Raw genomic sequence first — 13,949 nt, forward strand, 5'->3', positions numbered from 1 at the left:
TAACTTTTCCACTTAGCCTGTCATTTTGCCAGCATGTTCTGTGCACAAACAACGATGTGATATCAATTATACAACCGCTTGCACTCGCGCCCGCCTGCCGCCGTTAAGACCACTGGCACAGCACCCTCCGCCCGCCCCAGTATCATGGGGGACATGAGCGACTTGAACGCGTTGGACTTACAAGCTGGGGACATCGTCGGCGGATACACACTGATCTCGCGACTGGGCGGCGGTGCCATGGGTTCGGTCTGGCGCGTACGCGACGGTGGCGGAGAGATGTATGCAATGAAAATCTTGCGCGATTCGCTCCGAGACGGCAATGAAGCCGGCAGCGATGGCACACCTTCAGAAGGACCGCACGCGAATGTCGCCGAAGGTATCGGAAACGATTCGAACGCCGATCAGAACAACGGCAATGAGACCGGAAGCGTACACTCTCATCATCACAGCCATGAGGTCCATGTAACCGCCCGCGAGCGCATGCGCCGTGAGGCCGTGGCAATGCGCAAGATTAATCATCCCGGCGTTTGCGCCATCGTTGACATGGAACTCGATGATTCCCTCGCATTCATCGTCACCGAGCTGATCGAGGGCAAGAACCTGCAGGACGATGTGGCCGCGAATGGACGGTATGTAGGCGACGACCTGCAGCGTCTAGCCGCCAAACTGATTGATGCCGTGCAGGCGGTGCACGCACAAGGCATCATCCACCGTGACATCAAACCCACAAACGTCATGATTTCGGCTTCCGGACCGGTTTTGGTTGATTTCGGCATTGCGATGACCGAAGGCGAAAGCCATGTCACACGCACCGGTCTGGTGATGGGTACACCCGGTTTTATCGCTCCCGAAATCATTGACGGAGCGGAAAGCAACGAGGCCACGGACTGGTGGTCGCTTGCGAGTGTGATCGCCTTCGCCGCCACCGGCCACCCGGTTTTTGGCAGCAAGCCCATGATGGCGGTGCTCGAACGTGAGGCAAGCGGTAACGCCAATCTTGCCGGCCTTGCGCCCAACACACTTGCGGCCTTGCGCAGTGCACTTAACCCCGACCCATCGAAACGTTGCAGTCCACAAGATTTGCTTCAGGGCATCACACTCGACACACTCAACCCGTTCGAAAACGGCGAGCTAAGCAACGACGAGAGCAATGACACCATGCCGTGGCCATTGAAAAATAACGGTGCCGCCGCAAATAACGCCAATACGGAAACCTATAAAACACAAGAGGTGATGCCCCCTTTTGGCATAAGCCCTCGAACTGATTCAGATTCCGGAAGCCCGATTCAGGATAACCCGAGATCGATGTGGACCGACAATCCCACGGATTTGATTACACGTCAACTCGAACCCGCACAACGACAACCGCGTGACTCAACACGACTCATGGCGCAGCCGGAAGGCAGTGAAACCGCCCCCGTTCCAGTTGGTTCGAACGGTTCAACGAACATGGATCAGACGTCCGTGCTGCCGACATCGAACATACAACCAGCGCAACCGATGGAAACCGGCACCATGCCCCTTGCCATGAATCTATTGCCGCAAGCACAACCGTCAATGGCCCCGCAAACACAACCCTCTGTTTATGCGTCGTACCCATACAGCCCAGCGAACATACCGATGCCTCCAGCTCCGCTGCCCGAGCAAACGGTCAATCCCGCCGACATCAGGCGAGACGCGTTAATATCGCGTTCGACGTTAGTGCTGTGGCTTGCCATGGTCCCTCTCGCACTGCTCGCCGCAGCGATGCCTGCTGTCTCGCTGTGCTGCGCAGCGGTCCTGCTATGGCTGCTGCTAACGCTCGGTTACGGCGAAACGTCGCAGCTTGAACGCGAAGCTCGACGTGATGGCATCCGCAAACGCGGCGACACAGCTTTGCGCTTGGCGAGCCTCCCCTGGCACGCAATCAAGGCTCTTCTTTCATCCATTCCACGAATAGTGGCGATGGTTCTGATTGCCGATCTTTCGCCGATTGTGGTGAATCTGGTATCCGGACTGCCCACCAAAACAGTCAGTATGACTATCGGCTCGTTGCATATCCCTTTGCTGCTGGCGGCCGACATCTCCTTCTCATATTCGAGCGCATCACTCGCAATATTCATGGCCGCAGCCTGGCTGATCACGGTTTTCGGACCACGAAAGGCAACGCTACGTCTTGGGGCGGGATGCTTGGGCAAAAGCCGACATCGGTCGACTGCCATCAATGGCACAGCTGGCGAGACGCGAGAAATCTTCGAACCGCAGGACGACGGGTATGCTGACGGTTACGTCGACGACGACCTTTCCGGCGTCGGTGAAAACGTCAACGAGCCCCACGGCTCACATTGGCTCAATCGAGGCTCAATAATGCTAATACTATGGGCCGTTGCAACGGTGGCAGCGGCCGTACTGGTGCTGACGAATGGTCAAATCGATTGGATTCCGCTGCCAAACCCGTCGTTATAGCTGACCGACCATTATGTGACCCTTCTTTGAACAATTCATCCACCCATTCGTGCACAATTAAAGGACATACTTGAGCACACCCGTTGTGCAGCTGTCAGAGCGCCACAGACGTTGATTTTTAAGGCAATCGGCAGCTAAGTCACCAACGACATGAAGAAGGACCCATGGCAGAACAAGGCAACAGAAAGGCACAGAAACGCAAAGCGCGTGCCAGACGCCAGGCTGAACAAGAGGCGTTACGACGGGAGCAAGCTGAAATCGCCGCCAAGGAACGCAAACAGCAGACCATCATCGGAGGTATCGTCGTTGCGGTCGTTGTTGCGCTTGTAGCCATCATCGCCATCGCGACGTTCCACCCTTTCGATAAGAAGGAGGAGCCGAAGCCGGTCTCGACTAGCAGCGCTTACGAAGCCCTGCAAAAGGTGAAAACAAAGCCCTCCGCAGTCGACAAAAAGGGCGGCATCCTGATTTCGAAGGACGGCTACGGCAAGAAAATCAAAAACGCCCCCACGGTTGACATCTACATGGATCCGATGTGCCCCGGCTGTGGCTCCCTGCACCGCCAAATCGACGATGACCTGGTCAGGCTCGTCAATGCCGGACAGATCAATCTGGTCTACCACCTCATGAACTTCCTGGACGGAAATTCAACGGACCAGTACTCCACCCGTACCGCCGGCGCCGTGCTCTATGTTGCCAGCAACGATCCAGACACCCAGCACCTAATGAAGTTCATCAGCAACCTCTACGACACGGACTTCCAGCCGGAAGAGGGTTCCGACTACGTCCCAACCGACAACGCCAAAATCAAGGAGCAAGGCCTCAAGGCCGGTGTCCCAGAGGCCGTGATGGACAAGGCGTTCGGCGGACAATACAACAAATGGCTTGAAGCTTCCTACGACTACGCGGTCAGCCGCAAAGATTTGGAGAGCAACTACGGTAATAACAAGGGCAAGATGAGCACCCCGACGGTTCTGATCAATGGCAAGCTCATTGAGCAGAGCGAAATCTCCGACTTGCACATCCCTCAGAAGGAGGCATTGCTCACGTCGCTCGACATCAAAGAATCAGAAGTCGGCAAGGAAGGCGTGATGCCGAAAATCGGCGGAACGAAAGCCCCCAAGCCCCTGCAATAATCACAAAGCAGGCACCTGCCGTCAAAACCGTACCACAACGACTGGCTGACGAATTTGCACAACGATTCGTCAGCCAGTCCGTTATTTTCGGGAAGTGCAATAATCGAGCCGTTCTGTTAGAATGCATTCTGTTTGCTTTGCGTTACAGTCGAAAGCAATGCCTTCTTAGCTCAGATGGCCAGAGCAGCCGCCTTGTAAGCGGCAGGTCGTCGGTTCGATCCCGACAGAAGGCTCCAACAACAGGGGGAGGGGCGCGCCTTTTCTTGTCTCCACGCCACTCATCGCGGCGATTTTGCGTGCAGAGAATCCGAACGGACTGTCGTTTGCGGGTTTTACCCGCATGATTTCACCAATATTGCAACCTTTAAGGTTATACCGTTAGACTGGAATCCGACAATTGGGACTAGGCATGCGAGGCATGTCCGATTTTCTTCAGGGGGCTTGAATGGCACGTCGATGGACTCCACGACGTTTTGTGACGCTACGCAGGATACGCGTGGCCATTTGTGCGGCTGCGGTAACGCTTGCCAGCATAGGAATGTTCGCCGTCACCGCACGCAAGACGGTGGCATTGACGGTCAACGGTGAGACAAAGAGCGTTACAACTTATGCAACAAGTGTGCCTCGTCTGCTTCAAGAGCAGGGAGTCAAGATCAAAACCCATGATTTCATCGATTCCACGAACGAAAATAACGGCTTAAGCGACCACGACGTGGTCACAGTACGCAGTGCCTACCAGACCACCATCAACATCGACGGACAGGAAGTGCCCTTCTGGACCTATGCCACAAGCGCCGACCAGCTACTGGGCTTCTTCAACACCAACGACCAGAACGCAACGAAAATCTCGGTCAACGTCGGAAATATCTACAACCAGCTTACCGGCGGGTTTGTTATCAACAAAGAGGGCCCGGTCACGGTGATAGCCGACGGCAAAACCTCCATAGCCCCCAACGGCAGGCTTACGGCCGCTTCAATTCTTGACTCCAAAAACATCACCATCGGTAAGGAAGACCGCGTCAATGTAAGCGAGGAGAACGGACAGACCATCCTGCGAGTCCAGCGAGTCACACACGGCCAAGAGACAAAGGACACTCCCGTACTTTTCTCCACACGCACCGTGGTCGACCCCAGTCTGCAGCCGGGACAGACCGAGATTCGCCAAGTCGGAAAGAACGGCAACAAAGAGCAGGTCTACGACGTCACCTATGTCGATGGTCAGGCCGAAAGCTCGACATTGAAGTCCGAAACCGTCACACAGGCGGCAATAGACCAGGTCGTAGCCGTAGGTCCCGCCGCACCGGCAGAACCGGAACCTTCGACCGGCAAGGACAGCGGAACGAACAAGGACGACAAGCCGAAAGACGACAAATCGAAGAAAGAGAACGATTCAAGCAACAAGCAAACGCCGTCCACCCCTAATTCCAGCCCGTCAAACCCCAGCAAGCCGGGCACACCATCGGCACCCTCACAGCAGCCTCAACCATCCAAGCCGTCACCACCCACTCCAGCACCTGCACCCGCACCAGCCCCTGCGCCGGCACCCTCCACACCTCCCAGCTCAGGTGGAGGCGCCTACTGGCACGCGAGCCCAGCACAGGCACAGGCCTATGCTGCCGGAGCGGCCGCTCAATACGGTTGGACAGGCCAACAATTCCAAGATCTGATCGTATTGTGGGACCACGAATCCAATTGGCGATGGGGCGCGGGAAACCAAACATCAGGCGCATATGGCATTCCACAAGCCCTTCCCGGCAACAAAATGGCTAAATACGGGGACGACTGGAGAGACAATGCCGCAACACAGATTGATTGGGGCCTAAATTATATCAAGATCACCTATGGGAATCCTTCGAACGCTTGGCAAAAGTGGCTTTCACGATGCAAGCCACCATATTCAGGACATGGCGGATGGTATTAAATCAACTGTTCCCACACATACCCTCAGATTGGTTCATGAGTAGAGAGTATCTTGAGAAGTATGGATGAAGAGATGACAGAGCACACGAATCAGGCAAACCAAGATGAGCGCACCGCTGGCGAAAGCCAGCTACTGGGAGCCGCAGACGTGCGACGAATCGCAGGTGAATCCGACATCAGCCCGACCAAGAAATTCGGGCAGAATTTTGTTATCGACCCGGGAACTGTGCGACGGATCGTACGGGAGGCCGGCGTGACTGCGCATTCCCGCGTGCTTGAGGTGGGCCCAGGACTCGGTTCGCTTACGCTGGCGCTCTTGGAAACGGGCGCGCATGTCACAGCGGTGGAAATCGATCCCTCGCTGGCGCAGCGCCTGCCAGAAACCGTTGCACAGTTCATGCCCGACACTGTTGACCATTTCACGGTCATCAGGGGAGACGCGCTGAACCTGAGCCCCGAAACACTGCCGGAATATGCACCCACCGGTTCGCAATCGGACGATAGTTTCATGCTGGTTTCCAATCTGCCGTACAACGTTGCGACACCGATACTGCTCACGTTGCTCGAGCGCTTCGACAATCTTGATCGTTTCCTTGTCATGGTGCAGAAGGAAGTGGCAGACCGGCTCGCAGCCAAACCGGGTTCGAAAATCTACGGCACACCAAGTGTGAAGCTGGCATGGTATGGTCGGGCCGAGCGAGTCGGGCTGGTGGGACGCAACGTCTTTTGGCCCATTCCAAACGTTGACTCCGCACTTGTTTCCTTCGTCCGCTACGCCAACGCCGAGAACACAAACGAAGCGAAGAAAGACACCAACGGATCGGATGCCGCAGGCTTACCGTATACAACCGGCACCGCCCGACCGATTTCGCCCATCAACGTTGAAGTCGATAGGGAACAAGTGTTCCAGCTTATCGACACAGCCTTCGGCCAGCGCCGCAAGACTCTGCACGCAGCATTGAAAAAACTAGTGCCTGAGGAAGCCTTCAAATCTGCCGGCATCGACCCAACCAGACGCGGGGAGACACTGACCATCAGCGAATTTGCCGCGCTTGCCGGCGCTCTGCAAGCATAGATACGTGCGCGGGGGGGCTTGGCCGCCGTGCGTCACACTCTCACGGTAAAGTAATATCGTCGATATTTCGCCGAATTTCCTCGCGCCCGACTAATCTCACGCGTTTGCAGGAACAGGCACGGGTTGACAGGAACGAACGATGCAACAATATACGGATGAACGCCAAGCACGCAGGCAGTACGTACATCACCGTCAGATGCGTATTTTCTCAGTACTTGCGGCGGTTATGGCCGTTGTTCTGATTGTTTCACTCTTCACGTTCTTCTACAGCATCAGCCGCGGCAATGCCAAAGAAGCACAGACACAAACGAATTTCGGGGCATCTGTGATCTGCCCGTCCGAAGATCAGAACAAGAATCAGCCCCTCTATGAGCAAAACGGAAACGTTCAGGTCAGTGTATACAACGGCACCAAGTCGGTTGGTTTCGCCAAGGCGGTTGGCAGTGCGTTGCAGAACCGCCATTTCTCCGTGGTCAGCGTCAGCAATTTTAGCTCCCGCAAAGTGGAGCGAACCGCCATTTATTACGGGATGAACAACATCGCACAGGCGTACACGGTCTACGCCAATTTCACCGATGCGAAACTGGTGATGGACAACCGTCAGGGGCAGGTTGTCAGTGTGGTGCTGGGTTCGACTTTCAATAATCTGGCAAACAAGGAGTCGGTGCCGGCACCGGGTTCGCTGATCAAGAGCGTCGAAGGGTGCACCCCACCCAGCAAGGTCGACACCAAGAAACTTCCCGCCACATTCGAGCAGAACGCCGCCTGACGCTCGCAAACTCGTGCTTAGCAAACCGGAGAACGGATACCGGAAGAGCCCGGACAAACTCAGTTCGACACAACGTTACATAATCCGACCATTGGCCGGTAATGCCAACACCCAGAATCGTGCTTTCGACTCTATTCGGCAATTAGCCCTTCATCAGCAGCCCACCGCTTAAGTTCGGCCAAAGCCGTGTCATGGTCGGCAGGGCCGTGATCCAAACGATAATCAAGCATGTGCTTGTAGGCACGCCCCACTTCCGGACCGGGCTTGATGCCCAAAACCTCAATGATTTCATTGCCGTTAACATCCGGCCGAATCGCATCAAAGTCCTCTTGCCTCTTGAGTTCCCGGACGCGATCTTCCAGCTCATCCATCGCCTCGGAGAACATAAGGGCCTTACGCTTGTTCTGTGTGGTGGCGTCAGCACGAGTCAACCGGTTGAGTCGTTCATACAGATGACCGGAATCCTTGACATACCGGCGAACCGCAGAATCGGTCCAGGGCTCGTCGATATAGCCATGAAAACGTAGATGCAGATTCACCAGCTCGCTGACATCGGAAATGACGTGATGGTCGAACCGCAGCGCTTTGAGTCGCTTGCGCACGAGTTTTGCACCCACAGCATCATGATGATGGAAGCTCACCTTGCCGTGAGGCTCGAAACGACGGGTGCCTGGCTTGCCGATGTCGTGCAGAAGTGAGGCGAGACGCAATGTCAGATCGGGAGCGGGCACCGGCCCATCCGGTCCGGTTTCAAGCGCAATCGCACGGTCAAGCACCATCAACGTGTGCTCAAAAACGTCCTTGTGCCGGTGATATTCGTCAATTTCCAGCTTCAACGCAGGAATTTCAGGCAGTACGATATCGGCCAGGCCTGAATCAACAAGAGCCTCAATGCCTTCATGGGGACGGTCGGAAAGCAGAAGCTTAGTGACTTCATCGCGCACACGCTCGGCCGAGACGATGGAGATGCGATCGACCATATCGCTAATGGCTTCGGCGGTGTCCGGCTCAATGTGAAACCCGAGCTGAGCAACGAACCGAACCGCACGCATCATACGAAGCGGGTCGTCCTCAAAGGATTGACGCGGGTCCACCGGAGTGCGCAAAATGCCCTTCGACAAATCGTTTGCACCTCCGAACGGATCAACGAACTCAAGGTCGGGAACTCGCAAAGCCATCGCGTTAACCGTGAAATCACGCCGTGAAAGGTCACCTTCAAGCGAATCTCCATAGCTAACTTCAGGCTTACGTGAATCCGAATCGTATCTGTCGGATCGGTAAGTCGTTACCTCAACCTGAACTTCAGTGCCGTCTTTGCGGCGCCGCATCGCTCCCAAGGTCCCGAACTTGCGGCCCATATCCCAAAAGCCGTCACGCCCGAACCGCTTAAGAATGGGTTCGAATTCCTCCGGCCTGGCGGAAGTGCAAAAATCAAGGTCATGACTTTTTCTGTGGAGCAGCAAATCACGCACGGGCCCGCCCACCAGCGAAAGCTCGTATCCCTGCTCAGCGAACATGTGCCCCAGCTCGATGGCCTCAGGCCACACCTCAAACTCCACGATTTGCCTCCACGGTTCAAATTTCACGCGATTACCAGCATACCTTCACCGTTGCCCCCGCCGACAAGTCTCCAAACGGATATCGTTTTCATGCCTTAAAACCTCGCAAAATAGCAGATATATCGGTTACTTCTGTTCACCGTCACCCTACCTGCACATCCTTCTGAGTAAGCTGGGTTGTATGATAACGCCCGCAGACCTGGCTCGCATGGTAGCCAACGCCTCAGGTGAGCATGCCCAAAACCGCCCGAAACCGGACCAGCCACTCTATACTTCGCAGTCCGAAGAGCAGGTTGTACGCTTCATTGAAACGGACGGGGGACCGACGCCGAGGATGATGCCGCATCATCGCAACAGCAGCGGTCCCACCAAATTCGCCACGCTCGAAACTCAGGAGCTGCCGGTCACACGCGAATACTCAGCAGGCGGCTTGATTTTCGATGACCACAATCATGTCGCACTTATCGCACGGCATTCCCGCAGCGGCCACCTTGAGTGGTGCCTGCCGAAAGGTCATATCGAAAAAGGTGAAACCCCGGAGCAAACCGCGGTTCGCGAGGTTCATGAAGAAACCGGCATTTTGGGCGAGGTTGTCGATTCCATCGCAACCATCGACTACTGGTTCACCGGCCAGTCCGAACGCATCCACAAACTCGTCCACCATTTCGTGTTGCGACAGATTGGCGGCACGCTGAGTGTAGAAGGCGATCCGGATCACGAGGCCGAGGATGCAATCTGGGTCAATTTCGATGACCTTGACAACGTGCTGAGCTATCCTAACGAACGTAAAATCGCATGGCTCTACGCCAAGAAACTGAATAGGCAGGCAGAAGGTTGAGACACTGGCACCCCTGCAACTCGCGCTTGAAGCGCGTGCCCAAGCCAATAGAGATATCGGCAGTTGTGACCTCGGTGATCGTCGCATTATGCGCCTTCGCCCTGGTTCTGCCCGCGCACATGGCTCTGGCACTTGATGCACCGGAAGCAACCCAATCTTCGAACGACAGCGATGCGCAAACCGCCAAAGTCACAATTGACAGCTCAACCGCCGTGGTTACCTCGACTTCGGGCTATCACCTGAGCGCAACACTAGAGAACACAGGCAACGACTCCATCCCCGAGGGAACGCTGAGCGTGGCGGTCAACGATTACTACACGTTCGGTTCACGTGCCGACATGCAACAGTGGGCCCAAGGCAGTTCCCGCATTCAGGTACCGAACCAGTTGGGGCAGGTGGCGGTTCCGCAAATCGACAAAGGCGGCAAGATCACCGTCGCCATCGATGCGAATCCGGATCAGCCAAGCTTGAAAAACATCATTTCGTGGGGGGCAAAACCGGTACGCATCACCTATGCATTCCCTGTGAACGCATCAAACGGCAACGCGAACGCCGCATCCTCCCGAACGTCGACCACCATTACCGTTCACACATTCCTGACCCGCTCCAGCGATGGTCTCAACAACGCCAGTACACCGCCGATGAACATCACCATGGTCATCCCGCTGGCAAGCGAAGGCTGGCAGATCGACGACAACAAACTCGGACAGCTGATGACAACGGGGGAGGGCGACGGCAGCAAAATCGTCAACGCGGGCAAACTTCCTCAGGCCGCGGACCAACTCATCAGCAAACACGACGGACTACAGGTCATCACCGACCCCACACTCGCGCAGAATCTCGCCATACCTCCCAAGTCAAGCGCAATCATGCAGCCAGGTGCGTTCGACATCACTGCTTATTCCGCAGTGAACAACGAGTCCGCATACGAAAAGGCCGGTGTTTCTGCCAAAACATGGAATGCTGAAACCAGTATGCAACAATTCCGTTCAGCGGTCGGTGACACTAAAGCCGCTCCAACCACTTACGCCTGGCCCGGCCGAGGACAGTGGACAATGAGTTCATTGGAAACAGCAAGAAGACAGGGGTACACCACCGTCATCGCCCCGGACATCGCCGGCATGGGTAGCAACAACGCCAGTTCCACCGTCCGCACGGGTAAATACACCATCCATACGGACGCGGGCGAAGTTACGATGCTGATGGCCCAGGGCGAGCTGAGCCGACTTGCACAAGGCAAGCCCACCGACAAACTGGTAGACGGCGAATCAAGCGCAGCCGGCAGACTTGCACGTTTCATGGCACAAAGCGCCTTCTATCAGATGGAAAGCCCCTATGCCACGCGCAATCTCCTCATTTGCTTCGATACCGATGCCGTCAATTCCGACGGTTCCGTCAAAGACGCTGATGCTCTTATGACTGCCGTGGAGCAAGCCCCCTGGCTCAAGTTGAGCAATCTGGATGAGTTGAATCAGTCAAAGGCCTATCTTTCCGGGGAAAAGGCCGCAAACATAATGCCGGATTCGGCGAATATCCACGATTCCACAATCGCGCAGATACGTCAGAGCCTCGCCACGCTTGCGAGCAACAAAAACGACATCGATCGGTTCAGCACTTCCATCCTTGACGAATCATCCACCAAGGCACCGGCGAAAAGTGGGACATCGGCGACACAACCGGACCAAAATAAATCTTCCATGGGATCATCACCGAATTCCGATACAAAATCGGAGTCATCGGCCGATTCGTCCAATCCCGGCAAACCCAACAACGCATCCCCCTCAAGTCCGCAAAACGACGCCGACAACAACCACAAAACCGACACAGGCGACGCCCAGGCATTGGCTCGCCAAGATGCAAATATTACGGCCAAACGGTCCAAAAACGGCCATGACTGGCTCCTTACCATTGCTGATTTGCAAAGATCCGCGGCGTTGCATGCGCTTTCGTCCAGCAACGCTGTATCCAAGCGAATGAGCGCCGGCAGCCAGGATATCGCTTCCCAGCTGATGAACGGTGTCAGCATCACACCCTCGGAATCCATCACCGTGCTCAGCGAAACCGCAAAAATGCCAGTCACCGTCAAAAACGACCACCCGTATCCCGTAAACATCAAGGTTTCCTCGCTTACCGATTCGATGGAAATCGTGACCACACGGTTCGAAACCCTTTCCGTACCCGCACGCAGCGAGGCGCAGACCACTTTCGATGTGCGTGTGGCAACCAGCGGAACGGCCACAGCGCATTTAACGCTCACCGACCGCAAAGGTGACGCCTTCTCGAAGCAGGAATCAACACGCATTGCCAGCACCCTGCGCATCAGCGACATGAGCGGCCTCATCTTCATTGTGGCCGCAATAATACTTGGAATGCTCGGCATTTGGCGTCAATTCAATCGCAAAAAGGATCCGGACGAATGAGCTCTTCAGTAGGCCATAACTCTTTGGTCATGGCGGCAGGCACCGCTGCAAGCCGAGTCACCGGGCAGATTCGCACCATCCTTCTGGCAGCGGCTTTGGGCACAACCGGCCTTGCGGCAAACGCCTACCAAGCCGGTTCCACCATTCCACAGGTTATTTTCACCCTCGTTTCAGGCGGTATCTTCAACGCCGTACTCGTCCCGCAAATCGTGCGAACCATGAAGGCCAAGGATGCCGAAGACCGGCTCAACAAGCTCATCACTTTCGCCATCGTGCTGTTGGCAGGAGTGACAGCCTTGGTCACTCTGCTCACCCCACTGCTGGTCAGGCTTTACGTCCACGCGGGTCCGGATATGATGGCACTTTCCACGTCATTCACGTTCTGGTGCGTCCCACAGATTTTTTTCTATGGCCTTTACACGGTTATCGGGCAGATTCTTGCAGCCAAGGACCACTTCGGCACATACGCATGGAGCTCGGTCGGAGCCAATGTCATCAGCTGCATCGGCTTCGCCGCTTTCATCGCGCTGTTCGGCCGTGCCAACGAGCGACCACTGGGCTACTGGACTGCCGACAAAATGGCCCTCACCGCCGGCACATGGACGCTCGGCGTCGCCTTCCAAGCCTTGATTCTCTTCGTGCCGCTGTTTCGCATCGGCATCCATTACCGCCCAAGCTGGGGGATACGCGGCATCGGCCTGCGTTCAATGGGATCCGTGGCGGGCTGGAGCCTGGGCATCGTACTCATGGGGCAGGCATCCAATATTGTCAACACCCGTATTCTCACCAGCGCACCGGAAAAAGCCGCCGCAGTGCAGCATCTCAGCCAGTTCGACATCGCCGGCAACGCATCGTACCAGAATGCTTACACGATCTATATTCTGCCTTATTCACTTATCGCGGTGTCGGTGGCCACGGCCGTTTTCCCGAAAATCGCTCAGGCAGTGGCTGACCACAACATCGACAGTGCGCGCGCCGATTTAAGCCAGTCCTTGCGCAACGTATGGCTGCTGATGTGCTTCTTCACAGTCGTCTTCGTCGTGATGCCCACACCCATCGCACTGGCCCTGCTGCCGAGCATCAGCATCAAAGAAGCGATACTGATTTCCGGTCCCATGAGCTTGCTTGCGCTAAGCCTGCCGATCTCCTCGTCGTATTTGCTCATTCAACGCACGTTCTACGCTTTCGAGGACGGATACCACCCCTTCCTGTTCGTCGTTTTGCAAAATGTGCTGCAAATAATCATCGCGTTTGCCGGAACTCTGCTCATTCAGCCAGCAAACTGGGCCTCGTTGATGGCGTTCTCAAATTCGATCAGCTACATACTCGCTTTCCCGCTGCTGCTGGTCATGATTCGCAAACGCTTCAACGGCAACATCGACGGCAGACGGGTTACCGCGAGCTTTACCAAAGCGATCGTCGCCTCGCTGGTTGCCATCGCCGGCGGTTATCTGCTGATCCAACCGACCTATGGGATCCTCGGCGCAACCGTCAAAGCCGGAAAGGGAGGACATATGAACTGGTTCCAAGCGGTGGGAGTCTGTTGCATACTCGCCATCGTTGTTCTGGTGCTTTATCTCGGTATGTTGTGGCTGTTGCGCACATACGAGCTGATGCCAATCGCACGCCGTCTGGCCGGCAGATTCGGCATCAAAATCTCCGCTCACAACAGCAAAGATGCTCAATCGAGCACACCGCGTCACGGTATATCCTAATTGTCAGCGAGGTCGGCATTTCGCCACAGACCCGCAAATCGACATAAACCAACACAAAACCTTGTCAAAAAT

The 13,949-nt window shown here is 55.6% G+C and carries 9 protein-coding genes and 1 tRNA gene; 9 read left to right on the forward strand and 1 reads right to left on the reverse strand.

The genetic code is table 11. From position 1 onward, the window contains the following. The first annotated feature begins 144 nt into the window (after positions 1-144). The 6 genes from GA0061077_RS05540 (at position 145) to GA0061077_RS05565 (ending at position 7,345) form a co-directional block, all read left to right on the forward strand. The gene (locus GA0061077_RS05540; RefSeq protein ID WP_091848148.1) at positions 145-2,445 is read left to right on the forward strand and encodes a serine/threonine-protein kinase; all 2,301 of its coding nucleotides are present in this window, start codon (positions 145-147) and stop codon (positions 2,443-2,445) included. A 164-nt stretch (positions 2,446-2,609) separates the two neighbouring features. After that, entirely contained in the window at positions 2,610-3,581 is a 972-nt protein-coding gene (locus tag GA0061077_RS05545; RefSeq protein WP_091847970.1) for a DsbA family protein, read from the forward strand. 159 nt (positions 3,582-3,740) lie between these two features. Then, positions 3,741-3,817, forward strand: a tRNA-Thr gene (locus GA0061077_RS05550). 209 nt (positions 3,818-4,026) lie between these two features. Further along, a complete protein-coding gene (locus GA0061077_RS05555; protein ID WP_091847971.1) occupies positions 4,027-5,502 on the forward strand; it encodes an aggregation-promoting factor C-terminal-like domain-containing protein in 1,476 nt (491 codons plus the stop codon). 72 nt (positions 5,503-5,574) lie between these two features. Next, a complete protein-coding gene (rsmA, locus tag GA0061077_RS05560) occupies positions 5,575-6,576 on the forward strand; it encodes a 16S rRNA (adenine(1518)-N(6)/adenine(1519)-N(6))-dimethyltransferase RsmA (RefSeq protein WP_091848149.1) in 1,002 nt (333 codons plus the stop codon). Between the two features lie 139 nt (positions 6,577-6,715). Next, a complete protein-coding gene (locus GA0061077_RS05565; protein WP_091847972.1) occupies positions 6,716-7,345 on the forward strand; it encodes a LytR C-terminal domain-containing protein in 630 nt (209 codons plus the stop codon). A gap of 131 nt (positions 7,346-7,476) precedes the next feature. Here GA0061077_RS05565 and GA0061077_RS05570 read toward each other — a convergent pair whose 3' ends face one another. After that, a complete protein-coding gene (locus GA0061077_RS05570) occupies positions 7,477-8,904 on the reverse strand; it encodes a CCA tRNA nucleotidyltransferase (RefSeq protein WP_091848150.1) in 1,428 nt (475 codons plus the stop codon). Positions 8,905-9,085: 181 nt separating this feature from the next. Between GA0061077_RS05570 and GA0061077_RS05575 the strand changes: the two genes are divergently transcribed. From GA0061077_RS05575 to murJ, 3 genes are all read left to right on the forward strand, one after another. After that, the gene (locus GA0061077_RS05575) at positions 9,086-9,742 is read left to right on the forward strand and encodes an NUDIX hydrolase (RefSeq protein ID WP_091847973.1); all 657 of its coding nucleotides are present in this window, start codon (positions 9,086-9,088) and stop codon (positions 9,740-9,742) included. A 119-nt stretch (positions 9,743-9,861) separates the two neighbouring features. After that, the gene (locus GA0061077_RS05580; RefSeq protein ID WP_143249621.1) at positions 9,862-12,162 is read left to right on the forward strand and encodes a DUF6049 family protein; all 2,301 of its coding nucleotides are present in this window, start codon (positions 9,862-9,864) and stop codon (positions 12,160-12,162) included. Continuing rightward, positions 12,159-13,877 (forward strand): murein biosynthesis integral membrane protein MurJ, encoded by a 1,719-nt coding sequence (gene murJ, locus GA0061077_RS05585; RefSeq protein ID WP_091847975.1) that lies wholly within the window; start codon positions 12,159-12,161, stop codon positions 13,875-13,877. Before GA0061077_RS05580 ends, murJ begins: the two co-directional genes overlap by 4 nt. Positions 13,878-13,949 lie beyond the last annotated feature (72 nt).

The sequence above is a fragment of the Bifidobacterium commune genome, from assembly GCF_900094885.1.
GTDB classification, from domain to species: Bacteria; Actinomycetota; Actinomycetes; order Actinomycetales; family Bifidobacteriaceae; genus Bifidobacterium; species Bifidobacterium commune.